22 protein-coding genes and 1 pseudogene are annotated in these 24,570 nt (G+C 63.9%); 10 read left to right on the forward strand and 13 right to left on the reverse strand.

Annotated elements, in window-relative coordinates; genetic code table 11:
* Together KNN17_RS20525 and KNN17_RS20530 are read left to right on the forward strand one after the other, a co-directional pair.
* Nucleotides 1-672 (forward strand): DUF1430 domain-containing protein (locus KNN17_RS20525; protein WP_241710703.1); only part of this gene is annotated, 672 nt, incomplete at its 5' end.
* Nucleotides 672-1,364, forward strand: a complete 693-nt coding sequence (locus KNN17_RS20530) for an ABC transporter ATP-binding protein (RefSeq protein ID WP_241710704.1) — start codon at nt 672-674, stop codon at nt 1,362-1,364. The genes KNN17_RS20525 and KNN17_RS20530, both read left to right, overlap by 1 nt.
* A 21-nt stretch (nt 1,365-1,385) precedes the next feature.
* Here the strand turns inward: KNN17_RS20530 and KNN17_RS20535 are convergent, their stop codons facing one another.
* Nucleotides 1,386-1,982, reverse strand: a complete 597-nt coding sequence (locus tag KNN17_RS20535) for a TetR-like C-terminal domain-containing protein (RefSeq protein ID WP_241710705.1) — start codon at nt 1,980-1,982, stop codon at nt 1,386-1,388.
* Between the two features lie 80 nt (nt 1,983-2,062).
* On the opposite strand from KNN17_RS20535, the gene KNN17_RS22715 reads away from it, so the two are divergent.
* From KNN17_RS22715 to KNN17_RS20555, 5 genes are all read left to right on the forward strand, one after another.
* Complete coding sequence (locus tag KNN17_RS22715) at nt 2,063-3,004, forward strand: AvrD family protein (RefSeq protein WP_284763823.1); 942 nt, start codon at nt 2,063-2,065, stop codon at nt 3,002-3,004.
* Entirely contained in the window at nt 3,001-3,573 is a 573-nt protein-coding gene (locus KNN17_RS20540; RefSeq protein ID WP_241710706.1) for a TetR/AcrR family transcriptional regulator, read from the forward strand. The genes KNN17_RS22715 and KNN17_RS20540 overlap by 4 nt, the downstream gene beginning before the upstream one ends.
* A gap of 141 nt (nt 3,574-3,714) precedes the next feature.
* Nucleotides 3,715-4,665: an SDR family NAD(P)-dependent oxidoreductase gene (locus KNN17_RS20545; RefSeq protein WP_241710707.1), complete on the forward strand. Its 951-nt coding sequence runs from the start codon at nt 3,715-3,717 to the stop codon at nt 4,663-4,665.
* A 712-nt stretch (nt 4,666-5,377) separates the two neighbouring features.
* On the forward strand, nt 5,378-5,716 hold the full coding sequence (locus KNN17_RS20550) for a hypothetical protein (protein ID WP_241710708.1): 339 nt from the start codon (nt 5,378-5,380) through the stop codon (nt 5,714-5,716).
* 31 nt (nt 5,717-5,747) lie between these two features.
* Nucleotides 5,748-6,320, forward strand: a complete 573-nt coding sequence (locus tag KNN17_RS20555; RefSeq protein WP_241710709.1) for a hypothetical protein — start codon at nt 5,748-5,750, stop codon at nt 6,318-6,320.
* Nucleotides 6,321-6,538: 218 nt separating this feature from the next.
* Here KNN17_RS20555 and KNN17_RS20560 read toward each other — a convergent pair whose 3' ends face one another.
* From KNN17_RS20560 to KNN17_RS20595, 8 genes and pseudogenes are all read right to left on the reverse strand, one after another.
* A complete protein-coding gene (locus KNN17_RS20560) occupies nt 6,539-7,489 on the reverse strand; it encodes a tetratricopeptide repeat protein (protein WP_241710710.1) in 951 nt (316 codons plus the stop codon).
* A gap of 570 nt (nt 7,490-8,059) precedes the next feature.
* Nucleotides 8,060-9,442 (reverse strand): NtaA/DmoA family FMN-dependent monooxygenase, encoded by a 1,383-nt coding sequence (locus KNN17_RS20565; RefSeq protein WP_241710711.1) that lies wholly within the window; start codon nt 9,440-9,442, stop codon nt 8,060-8,062.
* Nucleotides 9,443-9,451: 9 nt separating this feature from the next.
* The gene (locus KNN17_RS20570) at nt 9,452-10,606 is read right to left on the reverse strand and encodes an LLM class flavin-dependent oxidoreductase (protein ID WP_241710712.1); all 1,155 of its coding nucleotides are present in this window, start codon (nt 10,604-10,606) and stop codon (nt 9,452-9,454) included.
* Nucleotides 10,603-11,463 (reverse strand): DUF1684 domain-containing protein, encoded by an 861-nt coding sequence (locus KNN17_RS20575; RefSeq protein ID WP_241710713.1) that lies wholly within the window; start codon nt 11,461-11,463, stop codon nt 10,603-10,605. The genes KNN17_RS20570 and KNN17_RS20575 overlap by 4 nt, the downstream gene beginning before the upstream one ends.
* A gap of 150 nt (nt 11,464-11,613) precedes the next feature.
* Nucleotides 11,614-11,809: pseudogene (locus tag KNN17_RS20580) on the reverse strand (LLM class flavin-dependent oxidoreductase); the annotation flags it as partial.
* Nucleotides 11,806-12,804, reverse strand: a complete 999-nt coding sequence (locus tag KNN17_RS20585; protein WP_241710714.1) for an ABC transporter substrate-binding protein — start codon at nt 12,802-12,804, stop codon at nt 11,806-11,808. The pseudogene KNN17_RS20580 and the gene KNN17_RS20585, both read right to left, overlap by 4 nt.
* 13 nt (nt 12,805-12,817) lie before the next feature.
* Nucleotides 12,818-13,645: an amino acid ABC transporter ATP-binding protein gene (locus KNN17_RS20590; protein ID WP_241710715.1), complete on the reverse strand. Its 828-nt coding sequence runs from the start codon at nt 13,643-13,645 to the stop codon at nt 12,818-12,820.
* Complete coding sequence (locus KNN17_RS20595) at nt 13,642-14,724, reverse strand: amino acid ABC transporter permease (protein WP_241710716.1); 1,083 nt, start codon at nt 14,722-14,724, stop codon at nt 13,642-13,644. Before KNN17_RS20595 ends, KNN17_RS20590 begins: the two co-directional genes overlap by 4 nt.
* 264 nt (nt 14,725-14,988) lie before the next feature.
* Here KNN17_RS20595 and KNN17_RS20600 point away from each other — a divergent pair, with 264 nt between their 5' ends.
* Complete coding sequence (locus KNN17_RS20600) at nt 14,989-16,953, forward strand: FAD/NAD(P)-binding protein (RefSeq protein ID WP_241710717.1); 1,965 nt, start codon at nt 14,989-14,991, stop codon at nt 16,951-16,953.
* A 56-nt stretch (nt 16,954-17,009) separates the two neighbouring features.
* Entirely contained in the window at nt 17,010-17,531 is a 522-nt protein-coding gene (locus tag KNN17_RS20605) for a GNAT family N-acetyltransferase (protein ID WP_241710718.1), read from the forward strand.
* Between the two features lie 51 nt (nt 17,532-17,582).
* On the opposite strand, the gene KNN17_RS20610 is transcribed toward KNN17_RS20605, so the two are convergent.
* Nucleotides 17,583-18,161: a DinB family protein gene (locus KNN17_RS20610; protein WP_241710719.1), complete on the reverse strand. Its 579-nt coding sequence runs from the start codon at nt 18,159-18,161 to the stop codon at nt 17,583-17,585.
* Between the two features lie 197 nt (nt 18,162-18,358).
* Here KNN17_RS20610 and KNN17_RS20615 point away from each other — a divergent pair, with 197 nt between their 5' ends.
* Entirely contained in the window at nt 18,359-19,351 is a 993-nt protein-coding gene (locus tag KNN17_RS20615) for a hypothetical protein (RefSeq protein WP_241710722.1), read from the forward strand.
* A 23-nt stretch (nt 19,352-19,374) separates the two neighbouring features.
* Here KNN17_RS20615 and KNN17_RS20620 read toward each other — a convergent pair whose 3' ends face one another.
* The 3 genes from KNN17_RS20620 to KNN17_RS20630 all read right to left on the reverse strand — a co-directional run bounded on the left by KNN17_RS20620 (nt 19,375) and on the right by KNN17_RS20630 (nt 23,903).
* Entirely contained in the window at nt 19,375-21,348 is a 1,974-nt protein-coding gene (locus KNN17_RS20620; protein WP_241710720.1) for an NHL domain-containing thioredoxin family protein, read from the reverse strand.
* On the reverse strand, nt 21,348-23,513 hold the full coding sequence (locus tag KNN17_RS20625) for a cytochrome c oxidase assembly protein (protein ID WP_241710721.1): 2,166 nt from the start codon (nt 23,511-23,513) through the stop codon (nt 21,348-21,350). The genes KNN17_RS20620 and KNN17_RS20625 overlap by 1 nt, the downstream gene beginning before the upstream one ends.
* A gap of 105 nt (nt 23,514-23,618) precedes the next feature.
* On the reverse strand, nt 23,619-23,903 hold the full coding sequence (locus KNN17_RS20630) for an HU family DNA-binding protein (RefSeq protein ID WP_184739845.1): 285 nt from the start codon (nt 23,901-23,903) through the stop codon (nt 23,619-23,621).
* Nucleotides 23,904-24,570 lie beyond the last annotated feature (667 nt).

Below are 24,570 nucleotides of genomic sequence, written 5' to 3' on the forward strand. Positions count from 1 at the left end.
ACGGACAACCGCCAGCGAATTTTCACATTCAACCCCGACGTCGCCACCTCCTCCGGCGGCTCGGTGGAGGACCCCATCGTTGAAGTGATCACCCGGGCCAACAGCCTGGGGGTGGACCGGCTCAACGCCGTCACGGGTGACGCCAGCGCCGGACTGAAGGTCCCGCTGGTAGAAGGGAGCTCCCAGGCCACGATCACAGCCCTCCGGCCCCTGCTCAAAAGGCTGAGCTTGGACGACAACCTGCGTCACCTGGTAACCATCAACGAATATCAGCTCGCCAAGATCGGCCACCTCCAGGAGAGCCTCCGCAACACCACGATCGTGCTGGCCGCTCTGGTGGTATTGCTCATCATTGTCACCGCGCAGACATTGACGATCGCGTTCGAGCGGTTCGCGCGCAGGATCGTCGTCCGCGGCCTGTTCGGCCTGTCAACATGGAGGCGCTACCGCGAGTTCATCAAGCTTGGAGCAATTGTGTGGGCTGTCCAGGCCGTGCTCGGTTCCGGGCTGGTATTGGCCGGTTTCCGGCCGTTCTCCTTTGCCGACACCGGGCCGCTCTCCACGCTCACCGCGGCTGTTGCCGTCAGCGCCGTTCAGGGCCTGGTCGCTGTAGGAGTCCTGTGGCTCACAGAACGGCGGCGCACTCCCAACATCCTGAAAGGGGAACTCTAATGTCCGACGTCGTATGCGAATTCCTGAATGTCCATAAAGGTTTCCGGGGCCATGAAATCATCTCGGACCTGAGCTTGAAGGTGCACTCAGGCGAGATCGTCGCTATTACAGGTCCAAGCGGAAGCGGGAAGACAACCGTCCTTAACATGCTTGGCCTGCTTGATCGGCCTGACAGGGGCGAGATCAAGTTATTCGGCCGCCGCGCCCCTCACCCGGGTAGCCGCAGCGCACGCTTGCACCTGAGGCTGCGCCTTGGATATCTCTTTCAGAACTACGCCTTGATCGACAACGCGACCGTGACCGAAAACCTCAAGATCGCACAAACCTACACCCCGGGAACGCGCAAGGAAAAAAGCGATTCCCGGGCAAGCGCGATGGAACGGGTAGGCCTCGACCTTGACCCGAATCGCAAAGTCTACGAACTCTCAGGCGGAGAACAACAACGTCTCGCCATTGCCCGCCTCATCCTCAAACCGTGCCAGATGATCCTTGCCGACGAACCAACAGGCTCCCTCGACAATGCCAACCGCGACCATGTCCTGACCCTCACCAGAACCCTGGCCGAGGCCGGCAAAGCCGTGATCGTCGTGACGCATGACGACTCAGTATCCGGACGAAGCGATCGACACATCACCCTCGGCGCCGCAAAGAGAAGCCCAGCCGTGTCAAGCCAACAGTGCGATCGGTCGTGATCAGCTGCTAGTGGGGTTCCGTCACTCCACGACCGTCGATTGGAGATAGCCCACTACAAAATGTGCGGTTTGCCGGGCGAGACGGTCATCGGCGGACACCGCCACGGGCAGCAAGGTGCGAGCCAGGATAGGGCCAACAAGTAGGTCGCACACCATATCGACGTCGACGCTCCGGTCGGCCAACTCCCCACGTTCGACTGCCGCAGCTATCACTCTCGCGACGTTCGCGCGACGCGGGCCGACGAAATCGTCACGGTACCTGTCGCGCACCCTCGGGTCCGTGCGAACAGATTCCAGAAGTCCAGGCAGGTTGTTTCGGACAAGCGGAGAAGCGAACATGGCGATATCCTCACGCTGAAGCTTCAGGAGATCTCCGTATAGTGAACCGGTGTCGACCTGCATGCCGGTTCCGAAACGGGCCTCAATGACCTCGAAGGCGAGATGGGCGATGCTGGGGTACCGGCGGTAGAACGTAGGCCTTGTCGTGCCCACCTCCGTGACGAGCCCGTCAATGGAGAGTCCCGAGAAACCCTCGGTTACCATGATCCGCTCAGCGGCCTGGATCAGGGCTTCCGTAATGCCCGGGACGAAAGGGCGCCCTGTTTGATTATTCGTCACTACGTAACCTTATCAAGCGCCCTCGGCACACAGCCGGGAAAATGCTTCTAAAAATACAGATAGGTCTGTAACGTAGCAGCATGATTGGGGTTTCGATCGAGGAGGCTCTTGGGCCGGCAAACGGCCGCTACTTCGCTGCGGGTTACCGCCGGGTGTCACACCTGGTGGAAGCCTCCGGCCGCAGGAGACCAGGGCACCCACTCGAAGCCGTAGGTTCGGTTGTGTATCCGCAGGACTGGTCGACTAACCCCGACGGTGGTGTCCGCGTCGCACACCTGAGTTCCGTCGACGCAATCGTTCTTCCCTTGGTGCTCCTTGAACAATCGGACCCGGTCGACTTCCCAGGGGTGCTGGGAAACTGCTGGGTTCAGTGTGTTGACTTGAGATCCGGCAGCGTGCCATGGCTTGAACTGGACCGGGTGCCGCTTGCAGTCGAAATCGACGTTTACGGGCATACACTTGTGGTCGCTGCGGTGGTCGGAAACATCCGCGCCCGGCTGACCCTGTCCACGCAAAATGCAACCGGCGACGCGCGAAGAGAAACAGAGTGGCCGCCGCCCGCTGGCAGCACGGTATATGGCGGGCTCTATAGGAACACAGTTTCGCGAACACTGCTCACCGCGTACAAAGCAACCCAGCAAACTCTTAGCGCAGAACACGAGTTTTCCGGCCCGGCCTCAGACGCGCGGACACCGGGAGGGCTGGAGTCCGTCTTCTGGCCCGCACTGACGGCCGTCGATTACTTGGTCACCATGGGACAGCTCACTCAGGTTGCAATCTACGAGTCAGCGCAGACAGGCAGATCAGGCGCGGGCAATCTATGGATGCGCACCATGCAGCTCAGACTCCCTTCTCCCCCGACACGTGTGCCCGCATCTCTTCACACATCTACACGTCTCGTTCGCGACCGCACCGTCGCCGGAACCGGCCGGCAGCTCCACGATGTTCGAGTCGACTCAAAGGCGTCATCCGGTGTAACGGCACGGGCAGCATTGGCCTACGAAGAAGCCCGGCAACCATGAGCAAGGACTCTTATGGCTATCCGGGTGCACCCGCAAGCGCCGGCTCCTTCGGGCAGGATGCATCATCGAGCGGATCCATTCTCCAGGCCGCCGCCGAAATGCTTGCCGCTGAACCTTACACCACCGTCACTCTTGAGCGGATCGCAGCGATCGTTCACGTGCCCATCGAGAATCTCGAAATGTGGTTCCCCACGATGCACGCGCTGGGAGCGGCTGTCCTGGATTACGAACGTGAATGCATGCAACGAACTCAACGGGAAGCAGACCAACGAACCAGCGATCCTATCGAACGTCTGCTTTACGTCTTTCGTTCCATCGGCGCCGACCTGGCCAACGATGTTGTCGTCAGGGCTGGAGTCCGCCTGGCGGATGAGTCCCGGCAACACTTTCCCGAACGACGGCTCGATCCGTTCGCCGTCTGGCGTGACTTCGTGTTCAGACAACTCGATGAAGCCAAGGACATGGGGCTGCTTCATGACAGGGTCAATCTCGACGAGACCGTCTGGCTCATCGTCGCTGCGGGCATGGGAACGAAGGACCTCTTGGCGTCCCGCAAACGCCTGGACTGAGGCACCCGCGAGGCTTGAGGCCATACTCAAGACGATCCTTATGCTTGTCCGACGCGAAACCTCAGTTGAACTCCGTGATGCGTGATCCGATCCGCGCCGAACGCATTCCGAAATACAGCATGCACCCCATTTGGGCGCAACATGGCTGAGCATCCGCAGCATGTCGCCGTGGTCACCGGCGCCACCGGAGGCATCGGCACTGCAATCGTCCATCGGCTCGTCGTCGGCGGCGCGGTAGTCATCGCTCACTACGCGAGCAACTCCGACCGGGCATCGAAACTTCAACGCGAAGTTGGGGAACTCGGCGGCACATGCTCGATGGTGCAAGCTGACTTACGAACCGAGGAAGGAGTGGGTCAACTTGTGGATTCAGTCGACGATCTCCTCCGTTCGCAACCGACACATGCTCTACATGCCCTCGTCAACAACGCCGCGAAACTCCTCGGTCCGTCGTTCTCCGACGCGACGCCGGCTCAGTTCGACGAGTACTTTGCACTCAACGTGAAGGCCCCATTCTTCCTAACACAGCGGCTCGTCACCCGGATGCACCCAGGTGGCAGCATCGTGAACGTATCCTCTGCAGGCGCACACTTCTCAAGTCCTGGCGACATCGTCTATGCCATGAGCAAGGCCGCGATCGAGTCCCTCACAATGAACGCGGCAGAATGGCTCGCAACACGCGCGATCCGGATCAACACCGTGATCCCCGGGTTTACCGACAACGGGCATAGCGCGTTCCGTATCGACGAGGTCCGCGAATACCTGTCCACCTTCGCCGTGCTCGGCGGGATCAGTGACCCCGAGACCGTTGCCGAGGCTGTCGCGTTCCTACTCTCCGCTCACGCTTCCCGGACCACGGGCGCCACCCTTGACGTCAGCGGGGGAAGCACGCTGGGAGCCCGCCCGGCACCACATCTCAGCCTGCGTGCAATGGCCGCAAACCGCAGCATAGACCAACCAGGAACCGGCGGGAACCAAGGCGCTGAACGCTCGGATGAAGACAGCATCGTGTACGAACAGGACGCAGGACGTGCCCTGACCATCTGGCCCGCTAGACCTGCCCCACACCAAGGTTCTCCGGATCCTCAATAGCCTCACGGAGAGCCGGGATACTGGCGACAGCCATGCCGATCGTTCCAATGACCGCGATGAACGATGTCGCGTCGTGTCGTGGAAGGTGACGCCAATCGGGGGGGGTGATCGCGGACACCCGGAGGTAAAACCCTACCCAGGACTGCCAGAAGTGTGATCAGGGCGGTTTTGGTCACCATCGGCTCGAGGACTCTCAGCTCGTCCGGAGGGGCGGCAGCCCACAGTAGTCTCGCCGATACTGCCGAACAGGAGGCCACCATGATTCCAAGACCTCTTAGGCGAGTCCGGTAGTGACGGGCAATCAGCTGCGAGTTCTTCGGTCGACGGAAGAAGAAAGAGGTCGGGTGATGGCGCAAGCGTGGGCCTGGCCGTCGGGAGCTGCTGTCCCATATGACAATCGGCTTACGGGCGCCGTAAGGCATGCGAATCTCGGTCTCGAGGTTTCGGTAGTGCCGCCCATTCCAGTAGGGAGCGGGCTGTGCAAGACTTCCGGCATGAACGATCCACGAAGCCGCCTCCTTCCCCTCCTCCGCCAAGGTGAGCGATTGTTGTGGGTGGGACAACCGGATCCGCGGGTTCGCTTCACTTCGGCTGACGCCTTCCTTGTGCCGTTCAGTGTCCTCTGGGGAGGGTTTGCGGTCCTTTGGGAGGTTGCGGCCATTACGACAGTCAGGCAGCCCCTTTTGTCATCTGGGGCATTCCCTTTGTTCTGGTGGGCCTCTACTTCATTTTCGGGCGTTTCATCTTCAAAAAGCGGCGGAAGAGAGCAACGATCTACGGCCTGACCAATTCGCGTGCCATCGTCTGCACGGGGGACAGGTCAGTAGCCGATTCCCCAGTCATCGCGATGCCCACAAAGGTGGACCGGGCCAGGGACGGGCGGCATGTAAGCGTGACGTTCGGATACCAAGGCCTTATGGGCCTTTTGGGCATGTACCAGAATACGGGGCTCGATTTTTTCAGCCTCGGCATGGGACAGGCGGTCGCCTTCTACGACGTAGATGACATCGACGGGCTAAATAGGGCCTTGGACCAGGCTCAGGTCGGATGAGTGCCAGTCGCCCCCGCACGGGAAGGTCGTAATGAAGAAGTGGGTCCGGGGGCACCCGTATCTGACCTTGGCGTTCGGTTACGTTCTGGTCTTCGTCTTGGTAGCCTCTGCTTGGCTGGTCTTTGATGCAGGCGACCCTGCAACCGTCCTGTTCAGGACTTTCACGAACACCTTGGTCTACTGGCTTTTCGCACTGTTCAACGTACGAAATGTACGTAAGACCAAGCAGCGCCTCGACCAAAACGGCCAGTTCAGGGCTTTTATCCGCTACCCGGACTCCCGTCCAGATTCGCTCAGCGGTATCTGGAACCAAGGCATTGCAACGCCCGGCGCGGGATCCATCCGGTTCCAGCCCGCAGTCTACGGCAACCTGGAGCCATCCGGACGGCCGACGGAGTTGAAAGTGCAGGAAGTCCTTCCGGAGCGCCGGAAAGTCGCCGGCAAGGAGCGCAAATATATGCCGGTATACGGGTACCAATCCGTGACCTTACTGACAGACGAGGGCAACGTGGACCTCGCCGCAAGACCGGAGTCGCTGGACAGGCTAGCAACGGCTGTACTGTCAGGTCGTGGAGAATCCGCAAGTCCAGGGTCTTCGCCCTGAAAATGATTCCGTCAAGCTCCTTGCCGGAAGCCCCGGCAAGTGGAGGTAGCCGTGCATCTTATGTGGTGCAGCCGGGCTCGAGTTGCGCCGGTGGGGTGCCCGGTAAGGGATCCCTCACCGGACGCTGCGGATTGGGCCGTCTAATCAGGGGAGCACCCGAGGCTATCGCGCCGCCGCATCCGCCGAGTTCTCTGAATCGGCTGACCGGACGTTGCGGACTACCAGAGCAGGTCGAGGGCGAGCACGTCGATGCCATGCCTGCCGGCCAGCCAATCGTCAATAACACTGCCGAGGTCGGCTTCGTGCCCTGCAAGGCCAAGTCGTATCGCATCCTCTGAAGTGGAGGAGATGTGTTCGTGTCCGTCATCGGGTGCGCCGTGCGAACACTTCGAGCACATCAGCCGGATTCCAGACCAATCGTCGAGCCCCAGCCCCCGCTGTCCGAGGAGCTCCGACAGCGCCTGGATATCCTCATCGGTCGCACCCACTATCTGCGCCTGCCATGTAGGAACACCGGAATCTTCAAGACGTCCCAGCTCGTCGAAGACCGAAACCTCCTGTCCATCGAGCCTCCGGGTCCCTTTGGGTTCCCCGTCGTGAAGCACCGTATCTCGGAAACGATGGCCGGACTCCGGCAGGGGAACGCTCGCGATGATTGCATGGGCCGGACTCCGGCGCCAGCACCAAACCACCTCAGTCTCCCCAACCGAAAACAGGACCTGGTGAGGGAGGCTGGCCTGGTCGGGGTTCAGCCGGATGGGAGCCATGCCGCAATCGACGTCGATGGGCCCGGACTCGATTTGAAATCTATGCAGACCGTAGGCGGCCCACGCATCCCTGGCTTTGGACCAATCACGCAACGCTGTTGATGCGATGCCCATGTTCCAGGCAGCAGGATTGGCGCCGTTGAACTCCTCGGCATCTTTCGATGTAAAGAGTCTCAGTGCCTGCGCGTTGCGGTCCAGGCTTTCCGGCCAGTTGCCAAGGGCTTTGGACAGCAGACCGGCCTGAAACCAGCTGTAATAGGACTCAGGTGTCAGCTCCAGCAGCTCGGAGGCCAGAACTGTCGCAAGGCTGGAGTCCCCCGCCTCATCCGCGGCTTTCCACTCTGACCACACCTCGTGCGGCGTCCGCTTCTTCCTAAACCCCGCCCAAGTTCTTCCCACCATCTGAACAGTAGCAACATGCACCTCCCTGCTCGACAGCCACGCGGAGCACGAAACCACAGGACCCGTGTTCAAAACCATCCCCCTGCTGGCCACGGCACCGAACTCGGTGACGTCCGTAAGCCGGTCCTCCGCCGGACAGCTCGCCACCTTCACGCCTGAGCTTCGAGAAAACCGATGTGCAGGCACTCTCTGATTCCCGTGTGACCCGCCCGATTAAATGCCCGGTGAAGGTGCCCTAAACGCTACACGCCACGTCATCTCGTAACCGCAGAGACACGAGCCCGGCTCGCCGCCTCCACCAAGGCCACGGCTTTGCCTTGGAACCCCGGATCAGGTGGACGTTCTCATCAGGTCTTCCGGTTCTTTGATGAATCCGTTCTAGAGCCACTGTTCCCACACTGTTAATTTGAGCCGCACTAGTCCGTCATGGTTGTATCCGCCGTTCCCCACCGGCCCCCTCGCCTCACAAGTTCGGCCAGGAAACCGTGCCGGCGTGGGCCCAGAGCGCCGTTTTGGACGCTCAAAACGGCGTCTACGAAGCAATCGATGGAAGTTCAAAGCTTCACCGATTCAAAACGCCTCCGAACGCACCGGCGTCGCCAGCCCCAGGTTCTCTCGGAGGGTCGAGCCGGCGTACTCCGTGGGATACACACCGCGTTCCTGAAGCTCGGGCACAAGATGGTTCACGATGTCATCCAGGCCCGTGGGGATGAGCCAGGGCGAGATGTTGAAACCGTCCACGGCACCCACCCGGGCGTATTCGGCCAGGGTGTCGGCCACCGCTGCGTAGGATCCGGTGAACGTCGCGTCCACCCTTGACGTCCGGGAGCTCACGAACTGCCGGATGGACAGGCCCTTCTCCTTGGCCTCGGCGCGCCACTGCTCGGCGAGCTGCAGGGCCCTGGCACCGTGGAAACCACTGCCCCGGGTCTCGGAGGTCTCCTCTACCACCGGATCGATCTCCGGCAGCGGACCATCGGGATCGTAGGCGGACAACTCCCGGCCCCAGAACTGTTCCAGGTACGCAACTGCCTGCTGCGGCCCGATCTGCAGGCTGCGGACCCATTCCTTCTTTTCGCGCGCTTCCTCGTCGGTCGCCGCGAGGATGAACTCGCTGGCGGGCATGATCTGGACGTCGTTGGCACCCCGCCCGGCCGCCAGGGAGCGCGAGACGATATCGGCGCGGAACTCCACGGCATCGTCGAACTTCGGGTGCGCCGAGAAGATGACATCCGCCTGGCGGGCGGCGAAGTCACGGCCCTCGGGAGAGTCGCCGGCTTGGAACAACACCGGCCTGTACTGGGCGCTGCGCGGCAACCGGGGCGTGACGTCCACGGAATAGTGCTGCCCCGAGTGGTGCACACTCCGGACATGCGATGGAACCGCCCAGGAATCCGCGGAAACGGACGAGGAAACCGCCCCGTCCTCCCACGAATCCCAAATCCTCTTGGCGGTCTCCACGAAGGCTTCGGCATGGACATAGCGATCGGCATGGTCCAGGTAGCCGCCCCGCCGGAAGTTGGCCCCGGTCCACGCGTTATCTGTGGTGACGATGTTCCAGGCTGCCCGCCCGCCGGAGAGCAAGTCGAGCGAGGCGAGCCGGTGAGCGAGGTCGGCGGGATCGTTATACGTGGTGTTCTGCGTTGCCACGAGCCCGATGTTCGACGTCACCGACGCGAGCGCCGCGAGCGCCGTCTGCGCGTCCGGCCTGCCCGCGACATCCAAAGCATGCGGACGGCCGAGGTGTTCACGCAAGCGCAGGCCTTCGCCCAGGAAGAAGGCAGCGAACAGCCCACGCTCGGCGGTCTGGGCGATCCTCCGGAATGACTCAAAGTCAGTCTGCGAACCGGATTCGGGCGCCTTCCAGATGGTGCCGGAGTTGACGCCCTGGAAGAAGATCCCGAACTGGATTGTCCCGCTCGGCTGGAATTTAGCACGGTTGTGCTGTGTCATGTTCTCTCCTCAGTTTTCCGAGCCAACGCTCGCGTACCGGTTCAGCGGCCGTTCAAGACCCAGCAATTCCCGGAACGTGCCGCCCTGGGCAACAGGCTTAAGCGCCCCGCGGCGCCGAAGCTCGGGCAGCACCAACTGCGCCAGCTCCTCGAGCTCTACGTCCAGGACAGCGGGATGCAGCCGCACGCCGTCGGCCACCACAAGCAGCTCCGCCAGGAAATCAACGAGCTCCGCGGCCGTGCCGACGAAGCGCGCTCGGGAACTGGACCACGGAGTAAAGGCGTCCAATTCGGCGAGCCGCCCGGAGGCGCTTTGCCCGCGCGCGTCAAGGACGACGTCGAGCTCCGCCACTACAGCGGCGCCTCCCGCACGGGTCGCGCCGCCCCCAACAACGGCGCCGCCCCCAGCAATAGCCCGACGCACCTCCGCAACCTCCGCCACGAGCAGTGAAGGCGTCGGAGCGGACACCAGCACCACATCGGCGTCCGAAGGAAGCAAGCCGGCCTGCGCAACCACGGGCAACTGCCCCTGCAGCGGGCGCGGAATGATGGAGGGCCCCTTCACGGAATACCCGGGCCCCGCGAAATCGGCTGGCGTCTCGAAGTCGACGTAGTGGAGTTGGTCGACGTCGAGGTACCGCCCGGTGGCCACGTCCCGGATCACGGCGCCGTCCTCCCAGGAATCCCAGAGCCGCCGGCTCACTTCCACGGACGCCGCAGCCTCCTGCGCCAAGGCGGCCCCTTCAGCAAAAGAGCGCCCGACGGCGGCTGCCTCCTCCGCGGAGCCACTCGCCGCGACGAGCCAACCGGCACGTCCGCCCGAGACATAGTCAAGGCTCGCCAGCTGCGTCGAAACGTGGAAGGGCTCGGTGTAAACCGTGTCGACTTCAGGGACCAGCACAATCGAACTTGTCACCGGCCCGGCGAAGGCGGCCCGCTGCAAGGCGTTCAGGCGGCCGGCAACGTCACGTCCGGAACTCACCGGCCCATCGGCGAACGTCGCCACATGGAACCCCGCCGACTCCGCCGCCAAGACTGTGCTCCGAATCCGCGCACCGTTCAGCAACCCATCCGGTACATGCCGGGCTTTGCGCCAGGCGGCTGGGTGGGCGCCGTCGCCGTCGAGCTCCAGAGCCAAAAAGCCAGACTGGGTGTTGCCGCTCATTGCTGTTCCCGCCTTTCGTATGGAATCTGTTCGCCGGCTTCGATGGCCACGGCCAGCCGGTTCTCTGCAGGCGGCAACGGGCACGTGGCAAGGTCCGTGTAGGCGCACGGCAGGTTGACCGCACGGTTGAAATCGAGCACCACGGATCCGTCCCCATCCGGGACAACCGTGAGCGAGCGATTGGCCGCATAAGTGGTCTTGCCCGAGGTCGCATCCGTGAACAACACCGAGAGCGTGCCCGGAGCATGTCCATTGAAGGCCGTCAGCACCAGGTCCTGGCCCGCGAGCGTGAAATGGAGCTCGCCCGGTGCTTCGTAGACGTGCTGGATGCCCTCAACGGCGGCGCCTACCGTGGTGGGACGTGGAGACTCGAACGGCACGAACGTACCGTTCACGGCGAACGAAGCATCGGGCGCGTATGCCGGTGTGCCGCGGTATTCATTGAGCAGCGGGTTCCCGGGGTGCCGCGGCCGGACGATGTACTCGCCGCCGCGCTTGGCAAGCTCGACGACGGCGTCCCCCGACTTGAGGGTGAGGCCGTCGCGTTCGGCGATCGGGCCGAAAGTGACGGTGGCCCCTGCGGCGTCGGGGTTGAGTTCGTGGCCGTCCCGAAGCAGGCTTTCGCCTACCCCCAAAACCACGGTGACGACGTCGTTCTCAACACTCCAGATGCCGGGCACCCCGTCCAGTGGAGCCGCGCCGCCAGGCCGATGCGAATGCCCAAGCCAATGCAGGTGGGTGACGGCGAGGAATCCGTGCGGATCGGCGCGGTGGCGCTCATGCGCGGCGTGCCATTCCTGCCACGCGGCGGTGAAGGCCGCTGTGGTGGGGGCAGCCGTTTCAGTGGGCGTAGGCATGATTCCTCCTGTGGTTTGCGTGGTCTGCGGTGACGGTTCCCGCGGCGTCAGGCGACGTGGCTCCGGCGAACTCCGGACGACCGCCGTAGGGATCCGTCGGCTCCCACAAGGTGGTGGGCGCGGCTGCGCGGACCGCCGGGATGACCTCGAGCGCGAGGACCGTCGTCGGGGACGAAGAGATGAACTCACCGGCATGCCGCTCCCCTACAGCGAAACTGTCGAAACCCAGTTCCTCGGCCCGGCGCGCAGTCTCCACCACCTGGTTGAGCCGCTCCGCCGTCGAAACGATTTCCCCCGTCACCGGGTTCTTCAGGTGCGGAATGATGTCGAGTACCTGGAACTTCACTGTGTTTTCCCTGTCTGGGCACTGCCGAAGTTGGCCTCGGTCACGGTCTTTGATTCCGGCAGCGCTTCTTCGCTCAGGCCCCAACGCGCCAGGACCTTGCCGTAGGAACCGTCCTTGATGGCCGAATTCAAGGCATCCGTGATGGCCGGAGCCAGGCCGTTGCCTTTGAGGGTGGTAGCCGCGACGAGGGTCTCGGAGGGCCAGCCGGCATTGACTTTGCCCACCACTTTCAGGTCGTTCCGGGTGTTCTCGCGGTAGGAGACGGACGGGTAGGGTGCGATGTTCAAGTCTGTCCGGCCGGAGGAGAGCGCCAGGATGGTGTCGGCGTCGGAAGAGTAGTACTGGAGGGTTGCCGGGGCCTTGCCGCGGGATTCGAGGTCCTTGTTCCAGGCCAAGAGGATCTTCTCCTGGTTGGTGCCCGAGCCCACCGAGACCTTCAACCCGGAGATGTCATCCGCGCCCTTGATGTTGTACGTGGACGACTTCTTTGCTTCGAAGCCCATGTACGCGGCGCGGTAGGTGGAGAAGTCGAACAGTTTCACCCGGTCCTTGTTGATGCCGACGTTCGAGAACACAGCTTCGAAATCCCCCGACTGCGTCTTGAGCGGCCAGTTCTCCCACGAGGTCACCTGCACGTCCAGCGCGAGGCCCAGCTTGTCGGCCACGAGTTGTGCAATGTCTACCTCGACGCCGATCGGGGTCTTGTCATCCGTGGCGTGGAAGGACAGCGGGATGGATCCGGCGGTGGTGGCAACGGTCAGTTTGCCGTCCTTGCCGATCGCGGCGGGAACCGCGGCTGCCGCGGTGGGGTCCTTCTGTGCCCGGATGCGGTTCTGCTCGGGCGAGGTGTTGTAGACGACTCCGTTGCGGGCCGCACTCGCGGACGGACTGGCCGCGGCAGCGGACGCGCCCGGGTCGGAGCAGCCAGCGAGCGCCGGGAGTACGACGGCGGGCAGCACCGCTAGCGCGAGAAGCCTGGTTCTGATGCGTGGCATTTTCAAAGATTCCTCAGATGTTGAAAGCTGGTTCGATGACTTTGGAGAAGAAGCTCCGCGTCCGGGGTTCACGGGGATTCGCGAAGATCTCCCGGGGACTGCCCTGCTCCACGATCTGCCCTTCGTCCATGAAGACCACGGTGTCCGCAACGTCCCGGGCGAAGCCCATTTCGTGCGTGACGATGATCAACGTGGTACCCGAGGTGGCGAGTTCGCGGATGACATCGAGGACCTCGTTGACGAGCTCCGGATCCAGCGCCGAAGTGGGTTCGTCGAAGAGCAGGATCTTGGGGTCAAGGGCCAGCGCCCGTGCGATGGCAACACGCTGTTGCTGGCCGCCGGACAACTGCCGCGGATAGGCATCGGCCCGGTCCTTGAGTCCCACCCGGTCCAGGAGTTCCAGCGCACGCTTGCGCGCTCCGGCCTTGTTCCGGTGGAGCGCGACGACGGGTGCTTCGGTCACGTTTTCCAACGCGGTGAGGTGCGGGAACAGGTTGAAGTTCTGGAACACCATGCCGATGTCGGTGCGCTGCTCGAGGATGTCCTTTTCACGCAGTTCGTGCAGCTTGTTCCCACGGAGCTGGTAGCCCACCAATTGGCCGTCGATGGTGATGTACCCGCCGTCCACCTTTTCCAAGTGGTTGATGGTGCGTAGCAGGGTCGATTTCCCTGAGCCGGAGGGTCCCACGATCACGGCGACGCCGCCTGGCGGCACCGTCAGGGAAACACCCTTGAGGACTTCGGTGCCCCCAAAAGACTTGCGGACGTTGGTGATTTCCACGTGGCCGCGGGTTGCAGCGGCGGCGGGCGCCGCCGTCGTCGGGCTTTCGGCGGTACTCATCGGGCATCCTTCGCTCGGTCAAAATTCACGGCTGGGTGGGTGGAAAAGAACTTCCTCGCCTTCTGCAACGGAGTGAGCGGCAGGTTGCGAACGGCGCCCTTCGAGTAGTGCCGCTCGATGTAGTACTGGAAGATGCTCAGGACCGAGGTAATGGCCACGTACCAGAGGGTCGCCACGAGAAGCAGCGGAAGTACCTGCTGGGTACGGTTGTAGATGACCTGCACGGTGTAGAACAGCTCGGAATAGGCCAGGACGTAGACGATCGAGGTGCCCTTGACCAGGCCGATGATCTCATTGAAAGCCGTCGGGAGGATGGCCCGCATGGCCTGCGGCAACACGATCCTGGTGGAGCGTCGCCAGGCCGGAATGCCCAGTGCCGCGGCTGCCTCGAGCTGGCCTGGGTCCACCGAGAGGATGCCGCCGCGGATGATCTCCGCAGAGTACGCCGCCTGATTGAGGGTCAGGCCCAGGACGGCGGCTGCGAATTGGCTGATGAGCGTGGTGGTCTGGACCTCGAAGAATCGGATATCCGTGAAGGGGATGCCCAAGCTGATCTTCTCGTAGAGGTAGCCCAGGTTGTACCAAAGCAGCATCTGCACCAACAACGGTGTGGAACGGAAGATCCACGAGAACGTCCAGGACACAGAGAGCAGCAGCGGCGATGCCGAGAGCCTCATGAGCGCCAGGATGAAGCCGAGGACAAAGCCGAGCGCGCCGGAGATGGCCGTCAGCTTGAGTGTCTCCACCAGGCCGTTCACCACTGACTGCGCGGTGAACCATTGCGCCACCACGCCCCACTCCCAACGCGGGTTCGTCGCGAGGGACCAGGCCACCGCCACGACGCCTAGCGCCACCACAGCTGTGCCTACCCAGCGCCATGGATGCCGGGCCGGGACCAGTTTGTAGCCGGAGTAGCCAGCTGCCGGCCGGGCGACGGCACCCTGGGCCGCGGCACCCTGGGCCGCGGCCGCCGTCGGGCTTTCCTCGACGGCGCTGTGTTCCAAAAAGGCGCTGGCCGGCGCCGGTTCCGGTGCAGATTGCTGTGCGGACTGCGCCACTGTGGTTGCTGCTGAACTCATGCGCCACCTCGCTTCGTATCGCTTGTTTGATCGGATGGCTGCCAACCTAGGGGCATTCTCGAAGCGGCTGCAAGGCGGATTTTTGCACTTCTTCATCGGGCTTCATGGCGCTTCGCGCCGCTTCATACGGAGCCATATGAGTCCGTTCTTTGCGCTCGTTGACCCACCGTGACGCGCAGTGAACGGCCGTTACCAGCGCCTCGACCAAGGGCCCGCCACGTCCCTAGGCTCGGGTAGCACCAGCCACCGCCAACAGGAGTTGTCATGCCGCCCTTCGCCCCCACCATCGTGTTCATTGGCGGTGGTCCGCGCTCAGCCGGCATCCTCGAACGCCTCGCGGCCAACAGGAATGGCCTTTTCGCCGGCCCCCTCGCCATCCATATCGTCGAGCCGTACGAACCCGGTTCCGGGAGGATCTGGCGCTATGACCAGAACCCGGGACTCCTGCTCAACTCCACGGCTGCAGACGTCACGATGTTCACCGACAGCTCCGTGGCCTGCGACGGACCCGCCGTCGACGGTCCGGGCCTGGCTACCTGGGCAGCCGGCGTGCTCGACGGTTCCATCCGCGACGTCCCGCAGTTGGAAACCCACCTTCTTGAGCAGCTCCGGACGCTCACACCGGCGTCCTTTCCCAGCCGCCAGCTCCAGAGCAAGTACCTCGAGTGGTTCTTCCGGCGGGCCGTCGCGGCCCTCGGCCAGGACGTCGCGGTGACGGTCCACCGGGACACGGCCACCGCCGTCGAACGCTACTCTCCGGAAGGTCCGGCAGCGCCCGACGGCGGCGCGAAGTACCGCGTGCGGCTCGCCTCCGGTGGGGTCGTGGAGGCGGACATCGTGGTGTATTCGCTGGGGCACACGGATTCCCAAGCCGGGCCGGAGTCAGCGCGTCTGGCGGACTTCGCCGCACGCCACGGCGGGTTCCACGCGGCGCCGTCGTACACCACCGACGTCGACTATTCGGCGATCGCACCCGGCCAGGACGTCCTGGTTTCGGGCATGGGGCTCGCGTTCGTGGACCTGCTGGTGCTCTTGTTCGAGGGCCGCGGCGGCCGCTTCGAAGACAGGCCCGACGGCGGCCTGGACTATGTGCCGTCCGGCACCGAACCGCGGCTCTGGGCAGGATCACGGCGCGGCGTCCCCTACCACTCCAAGATCTCGTCGGCCCTGCGCGGCGAACCCGTCGGCGCCCCGCGGTACTTCACCGCGGACGCCGTGGAATTGCTGCTCGCCGCCCACGAGGAGCTGGATTTCCGGATCCAGCTGTGGCCGCTCATCGCCAAGGACGCCGGCTACGCCTATTACCGCGAGCTCTTCACCGGCTACCCACATCGCGTTCGCGGCGATTGGGACGAGTTTTCGGCACGCTTCGATGCCCTGGATTGGTACAGCCGCGACCGCGAGAACCTCATAGCCGCGGCCATCCCGGACCCGGCCCTGCGGCTCGACCTCGAGGCCCTCGACCAACCGTTCAGCGGCTGCGCCTTCCCGGACCATGCCGCGGTGCAGAGATCCGTGGCGAAACACATCGAACGGGATCTCACGCTCCGCACGAGTCCCGACCACTCGGAAACCCTCGCCTTATTCACGGCCCTGCTCCGGGTCTACATGGAACTCGGCCGGTTTGTCCCCCAGGAGCGGCTCAATTCGCGCTCCCAACAAGCGGTGCATGGTTGGTGGCACGGCTTCTTCAGTTTCGTGGATTCCGGCCCGCCGCCGCACCGGCTGCGCGAAATCCTCGCCCTGCATCGCGCCGGGCTGCTGCAGTTCCTGGGACCGGGCATGTGGGTGCGTCCTGACGAGGCCAGCGGCCGATTCGTGGCCGGTTCCTTCCAATCGCCGGTGGTGGTTGATGCGGCGGCGTACATCGAGGCACGGTTGCCGTCGCCGTCGGTGGCGCGATCGGCCAACCCCGCGCTGGCGGACCTGCACGACGCCGGATGGGGCACCGAACAGTCGCTCCCCACCTCGGACGGCCCACACTCCACCGGTAAGCTGTTGGTCTCGAGTTCACACGAAGTCCTGGGTCCCGACGGCGTTCGGCAGGCGGGGCTTTTCGCCGTCGGACCCTGGACCTCGGGTTGGGGCGCCGGTGCGTTCGCGCGGCCCGGAACCAACGCAGCACCGTTCCGCGAGAACGACGCCCTGGCCCGCCGCCTCCTGTCCGAACTCTCCGCCCACCCAACCAGCCCCGCCCACCCAACTGACTCGCATTTGTTGTCGTTTTGACGCCTCATAACGACAACAACTGCGAGTCAGTTGGGCACATTCACGAAAGGCATGTCATGACAACAACGCCAACCCTGCCGTCGTCGGGCCTTTCGGTCCTGACCGTGCCCATGAGCGATCCCCGCGTCAGGCCCCTCCTGGACGAACTCGCCGTCGAATACACCACGCGCTACGGCGACCTCTTCGGCAGCGGTGGCGCGGCCGAGGAACTCAACAGGTACCCAGCGGACGAGTTTGCCGCGCCCCACGGTGCCCTGCTCATCCTTCAGGAAAACGGGGAAACCGTGGCTGGCGGGGCATTCCGCTGCTACGACTCCGGCACGGCAGAGCTCAAGCGGATCTGGACGCATTCGGCGCACCGGCGTCGTGGACTGGCCAGGGTGGTCCTCTCGGAACTGGAGGCCGAGGCGTCGCGGCGCGGCTACCGGCGGATCTACCTCACCACCGGCCCGCGGCAGCCCGAGGCCAAGAACCTCTACCTGGCCACGGGCTACACCGCGCTCTTCGACGTCGACGCGGATCCGGAAGAGATCAAGCACTTGGCGTTCACGAAGGACCTGGAGCTCATCGAGACGTGAGATCTCGGGCCTTTGGCTAGCTCAAAGGGCCGAGATCTCACCCCCGGATTGCTATCCCACAGCCTGGCGCGCCGCGGCCTCGATCCTGGCCCGGTGATCAGCCCATTCTTCGGTACTTCGCTGTGACAAGTTCAAGTCTCCGGGGCCCTTCCCGGCCGAACCGTCGATGAGCTCCCGAAGTATGTCGGCATGCCCCAAGTGCTGGGCCGTCTCGACGCACATGTGCACCAGGATTTGATGGAGCGTCACGTGACGGCGTTCTTCCGGCCACCACGGCACTTCCCCGGGAGCGTCCAGCGGCAGTGACTCGATCGTCGCATCACTGTGCTCAGCCGAGAAGCGATGCAGTTTGATGATCCCGTCCCGGCTCTCTTCCGGTACAACCCACAGGTCCGCGTCAGGTTCGGCATCGTCGGCGAACCACGGCAAGTCCCGGCCGCTCGGCCGGCCAAAGACCTCCCCGAAATACCCAAGCTCCACACTGGCCACATGCTTGACCAATCCCAGGAGGTTGGTGCCGGTGGGGGTCATGGGCCGGCGGACGTCGTACTCGTCGAGTCCGTCGAGCTTGGCGAGGAGCTCGCTCCGGCGGGCGCGCAGATATTTGAGCAGAATCGCTTTGTCATCCATCCGGGCACTATACCGTTGCATCGCGGGCCTGTGCCGTCTGTGCATGGCGAAACTGACCTGCTCCCCTCGCGTCGGCGCGGCTGAAGCGGAGCTGCCACCCGCCGTCGTGCCCTTCCCCCAAAGCGTGTACAGCCGTCACGTGAGGGAAACGATGGCAAGGTATTGCCAAACCGGCGGGTAACGTAAAGGGCGTGCAGTTGAGTCAAGCGTTGGTCAAGACCGCGGCCGGGTGGCTGCTCGGTCTGATGCTTGCCGTGGCCGCTGCGATCGTCTCCATCAACCTGGTGAGCAACTCCATCGCCAGCCCGCAGCAGCAGGTGCGCGACTACCTCTCGGCCCTCCAGCAGGGGCATGGCGGGGAAGCCCTCGGGCTCCTGCACGCGTCAGTGCCCAACGCCAATGCCGCCATGCTGGACGGTACAGCCCTCCAGACGGCGGCGTCGAAGATCACCGACGTCAAGCTGGGCAACGCCGAATCCCGGGGCGGCAACCGGGTGACGGTCCCCATGGACTACCAGATCGACGGCAAAGCGCTGCACTCAGATTTCCTGCTTGAACGGACGGGCACCGAGTGGCTGTTCTTCGGCAAGTGGTCCTTCGTGCCGTCATCCTTGCCGACCATCGAGGTCACCGCGGTGAACGCCAACGAGGCGAGCCTGAACGGCGTCCCGGTGAACCTGCCCAATGGCCGCAACAGCTTTGCCGTGTTTTACCCCGGCCAGTACGAAGCCAGTCTCACCGGAAAATACTTCTCGGCGCCGGCGACCAATACTTCGGTGACCACGGGCGCCCTGCCCCAGTCACCCCTCAACCTTCTGACCAAGCCCACGGACGCCATGATCAAGGTAGTGAGCGACAAGGTCAAGGAATTCCTGGACACCTGCGCCGCTGACGCCACCAAGCAGCAAAAACTCCAACCTGACTGCCCGTTCTACCATGTCACCAACAGCCGGGTGGTGGACGGCACCATCAAATGGCAGATCACGGAATATCCGAAGGTCAGCATCGACCCCTTCAACGGGCAGTGGGTCGTGGCTCCCCTCAACGGCAAGGCCAAGGTCACAGCCCGTGAAATCGATCTCTTCAGCGGGCAGGTCGGCGATCTCAGCGCCGTTCACGACTTCAGCTTCACCACACGGCTGGACATAGGCACAGACACCATCACGGTCACTCCAATGGTGAGCTTCTAGGCTGCGCCCCCGAAAGCCCCTGCTTAGTCCATCCCGCGCAGATCGAGCACCAGCTCGGAATCCCCGTCGGCCTGCAGGACCACGGGGATGCCCCAGTCCTGCTGGTACAGGTGGCACGCGGCGTGATCCGGGATTTCGCCGTCCTCGGTCTCCGGGCCGTCACACGCAGCGGCACGGGCCGTGATGTGGAGGATCCCGTCAGGCACATCCGCGGACAACTCCAGTGTCCGCAGCAGGCCCACGGACGTGCCGCCACCGGAAATCAGCAGCTCGGGCGGGGTCGACGAGATCTTCAGCTGCGTGGGATCGCCCCAGCGGTCGTCGAGCTTCTGCCCGGTCGGGGCCGTGAAGCGCACGGTGAGTTCCAGCTTCCCCGGCGCCACGGGACTCTTGGGCCGCTGCGTCTGGGAGGCTCCCTCGTCCACCTGCTGGGCTTCCTTGGGGATGGGAACCAGGACCAGTTGGTGCTTGTTGGATTCGACCACCACCAGCAGCGGTTCGCCGCCTTCGGGGTAGACCACGACGACGTCGCTCGGCTCCGCGAGTCCCCGCGCCAAAGTGGACACCGCCTTGGTCGCGGGATCGTAGCGCCGCACGGCACCGTTGTAGGTGTCGGCAACTGCCACGGAGCCATCGGGGAGCACTGTGACACCGAGGGGGTGCTGCAAGCGGGCTTCCGTGGCGTCGCCGTCCCGGAAACCGAAATCGAACAGGCCCTTGCCCACCGCCGACTCAACGGTCACACCGGACTCGCCAAGGACCAGACGGCGCAACGCCGAGGTCTCGGAATCGGCCACCCAGATGTTGTCTTCCGCATCCACGGCCAGGCCGGAAGGCTGGGCGAACCAGGCTTCCTCGGCAACTCCGTCAAGCAAACCTTCAAGGCCCGAGCCAGCCAGGATGGACACCTCGCCGCTGAGAGGCTCGAAGGCAAAGATCTGGTGCGTGCCGGCCATCGCGATGACAACGCGCTGCAGCTTCTCGCTCCACACCACGTCCCACGGCGAAGACAGGGACACCCCGGTCCCAACGCCCAGTACCCCGACGTCGAGTGCGTCGGCAGCGAAGTCCGCCGGTCCGGCGTCGTGGTGTTCAGCCCAAACGCCGGCACCGCTTTCCGTCACGCGGGCAGGGCCGGCGTCGAGCAGGCGCTGTACGCCGTTGCCCGCGACTGTCTGCACGTAACCCGAGCTGAGCGTGACGCCGCGGAGGCGGTGGTTCACGGTGTCGGCAACCACTGCCTCGTACCCGAGTTGCCAGGCCAGCGACGGCGGGAGCACTGCGACGCCCTGCGGCTCGTTGAACTGCGCAATTTCCGCCACTCCGTCCAGATAACCCTTCGTTCCCGAACCGATGACGCGTTCGACGGTCTCCAGGTCAGGCCGAAGTTCCACCAACCGGTGGTGGCCGGAATCGACCACAAGGTAGTTGCCGTTCTCCAGCTGGGTCGCCTTGCCGGGGAAGCGCAGGGTGCCCGACGTCGGGACGGGAGCCACGTAGGGGCCGTCGCCTCGGTGGAGTGTCCCCTTGGCTTCGTGCTCGGCCACCAGCTCCTCAAGGAGCACGGCGAGGCCGTCTGCGTGGCCTTCACCGGAAAGGTGCGCCACGATGTAGCCCTCGGGGTCCACTACCACCAGCGTCGGCCAGGCGCGGGCCGTGTAGGCCTTCCATGTAGCGAGCTCGGGGTCGTCAAGGACGGGGTGGTGGATTTCGTAGCGCTCCACGGCGGATGCGAGGGCCACGGGATCGGCTTCGTGCTCGAACTTGGGAGAATGCACGCCGACCGTCACGAGCACGTCGGAGTACTTTTCCTCAAGCGGACGCAACTCATCCAGGACATGCAGGCAGTTGATGCAGCAGAACGTCCAGAAGTCCAGCAGCACGATCTTGCCGCGCAGCGCTTCCAGGTCAAGCGTTTTTCCGCCGGTGTTAAGCCAATTACGGCCCACCAGTTCAGAGGCGCGGACACGCAGTTGGGTGCGTACGGTTTCGCTCATCAGCGTCCTTCCAGGTTGGTATTGCTTTCGGGCTGCTTGGAATCCCGATCAATCAGTTTCGCATCGCGGTCAGCAAGCCGCGCAAACATATTGTTGTAAGCATTCAGGTCGGCGTCGTTATTCCTGTCCGCGGCCCGGTCGGTGCGTTTCGTCTCACGAGCGTCCGAACGCGACCACATGACCGCGACGCCGATCGCCACCAGCAAGGTGGGGACTTCGCCGATTCCCCAGGCCACGGCGCCGCCGGTCTGCTGGTCCAGCAAGGCCGATTGCCCCCAGGTCCGGCCGAGGTTGCCGAAGTAATCGGCAGCGAGCAGCCCGGTGCCTCCCATGATGGACACGCCGAAGAATGCGTGGAAGCCCATCGTGGCGAGCAAGAGGAGCAACCGCATGGGGTAGGGCGCCCGTCGGGGCAGCGGATCCGTGCCGATCATGGTGAGGACAAAGATGTAGCCGGTTAGCGTGAAGTGGAGGTTCATGAGCTCGTGGCCCACGTGATCGCGCATCGCCCAGCCGAACGCGTCCGAGTAGTAGAAGAGGATGATCGAGCCGGCAAAGTTCGCGGCAGCAAACAACGGGTGGGTCACCACTTGGGAGAATTTCGAGTGCACAAACACCAGGAGCCACTCACGGACACCGCGGGAACCGTCCCCGCGCGATCCCTCGCCGCGGGATGGCAGGGCACGCAGTGCCAGCGTCACGGGCGAACCCAGGACCAGGAACAGCGGCGCCACCATTGTCAAAGCCATATGGTCCACCATGTGAGCGGAGAACAGTATGCGGCCGTAGACCGACGGCGGTCCGGACGTGATGTATGTCAGGACCAGCAGGCCGATCATCCAGTTAACGGTACGGAACCACGACCAGGAGTCACCGCGCCGGCGGACCTTGACCACGCCAAGGATGTAGCTCGCCGCGCCGAAGAGGGCCACGGCCACCCAAAGCCAGTCGAAGCGCCATTCGGTCAACCAGCGTGCGGGCGTCAGCTCAGGTGGCAGCTCGTACCCGGACAGGATGAAGGCCGGCGAAGCGTCGGGCGCGTAGGTGGTGGGCAGCGGCGGTGCCGAACTGGACAGCGCGACGGCGAGTCCCGACGTCGCGCCCATCACCAGGAGTTCAACCAACACAAGCTGCCACAGCACGCGGCGCGTCGACATCGACTTGCGGCCCAGCTGCGGGATCACCCATTTGCGGTGCATGAACCCGATGCCGCCAAGGACAACAGTGGCCAATGCCTTCGCCAGGACGATCTGCCCGTAGGGGGTGCCCACCAAGGCCGAAAAGCTCGTGATGCGAATGCTTGCGTTGACGACCCCGGAGGCGAAGACCAGGACGAAGGCGAAGCCGGCCAAGGTGGAGAACCGGCGAAGGGTCTGATCCGTGATGTCTTTGGTGCCGGTTGCCTTGGAACCGTGCAGGACGCCTGAGAGGACCGCAAGCATGATGATGCCACCCACCCAGGCGGACACGCCCACCAAGTGAAGGCCAAGCGAATTGATGGCGCCCTCATGGTCGCTGGAACTCGCGGAGTGCCCGATTAGCGCGCTTGGCACCAGTCCGCCCAGTGCCAGGACAAGAGTGAGCGCGAGTCCAGCCAACGAGCGGACCCCGAAGAGCGCCGTCGTGGCAATCGCGGCGATGATCGTCACGGCGAGCCACGCTTGGCCGGTCTGGATGTCCGTCATGAAGTAGACGAGGGACGCAGTGAACTGCGCGTCTCCGGAGAGCCTCTGCCCGGCCACGTCCGCGTAGGTCAGCACGAGGACCGCGACGGCGGAGAGTGTCCAGGCTGCACCTGCTGCTGCCGCCACGGCCAAAGCACGGCTGAACGCGGGATGTTCAGGGGCATCGTCGCCCTTGGATCGGGATGCGTTCCGGGGAAGGATGGCGACGGCGAAGATCAGCCCGCCGATGACAGTCGCCAGGGACACATTATGGAGGGCTTTGGCGACGGGCAGCCCCCAGCGGACCAGCGCGCCCGGATCAGCGACCTGCCGCGCGGCCGACGCACCGGAGAAAATCAGGGCGCCAACGAGAGCCAGGAAGAGGGCAGCGAACCCCGCCAGCTGCCACGGCAAGGAGATCCCTTCCACGGCGGCAGCTGCCTTGGTTCCCGGCTTCGAAGCGGGCGAAGGAGCAGTGGCTGGAGTTTTGGCTGACGGCACCTATCCATTGTCCGCTAACGTCGGCGGCGCGGCGAATCGAGCGGGTTAAAGCAGAAAGGCGGCAACCCGCAGGTTGCCGCCTTTCAGGGCGTTCGCCGAAGTGTCTTACTTCTTGGCGACAGCTGCCTTCAGCTTGGAGCCGGCGGTCAGCTTGACGCTGTGGCCAGCGGCGATCTGGATGGTCTCGCCAGTCTGCGGGTTGCGGCCCGTGCGGGCAGCGCGGTCGGTGCGCTCAATGGCGAGCCAACCCGGGATGGTGATCTTCTCGCCAGCGGCGACAGAAGTCTCGAAAACTTCGAACAGGGCATCGAGCACGGAGTTGACGGCGGCCTGGCTGGTGCCAGCCTTGCCAGCTACCTCGGAAACCAGTTCGCTACGGTTCTTAGCCATTTGTGTCCTCCTGGACTTTACGATTTTGGAGCTCACACACGGCATGCGCGCGAGCCACTGTTCGAAAACTTACCAGCTTGGGAGGACACGGCCAGCAAATTCCGCGTGTTTCCGCGCTTTTTTGACCAAATTCACCCTATTTCGGGCGCATTTGGGGGTCAATTCCGCCGCGGGCGAACTCCCCGGCCCCCGACGCGCGCTCACTTATGACAGGTCCCGACGGGACGCGCGCTCACATATGACGGGTCCGGGCCGGACGCCCGCTCACTTCTGCTGAGGGCAGCTCGGGGATGGGGGTCCGGTCCGGCTCAATGGTGATCCGGTGTTGCCACAACCGTTGATATGTGAGCCGGCGTTTGGGGAAACGGGCGTATATGTGAGCCGGGGTTGGTGGAAACCGGGCCATATGTGGGCGGGGGTTTGATCCGCCGAACCCCCGCTCACATATGACGGTTTCTGACGGAACGCCCGCTCACCTCTGACGGGCCCCTCCCAAACGCCCGCTCACCTATGGCGCGTTCTGACGGGACGCCGGCTCACATATGGCGGGTCCGGGCCGGACGCGCGCTCACCTTGGGTGGGGCGGGGGTCCCGGGGCCGTGGCGGGTGTTGGTGGTGTTTGTTTGTTTAAGTGGGTCAGGCCCCGACAGTGTGTGTCGGGGCCTGA

The organism is Arthrobacter bambusae (genome assembly GCF_022606295.1).
GTDB lineage: Bacteria > Actinomycetota > Actinomycetes > Actinomycetales > Micrococcaceae > Arthrobacter > Arthrobacter bambusae_A.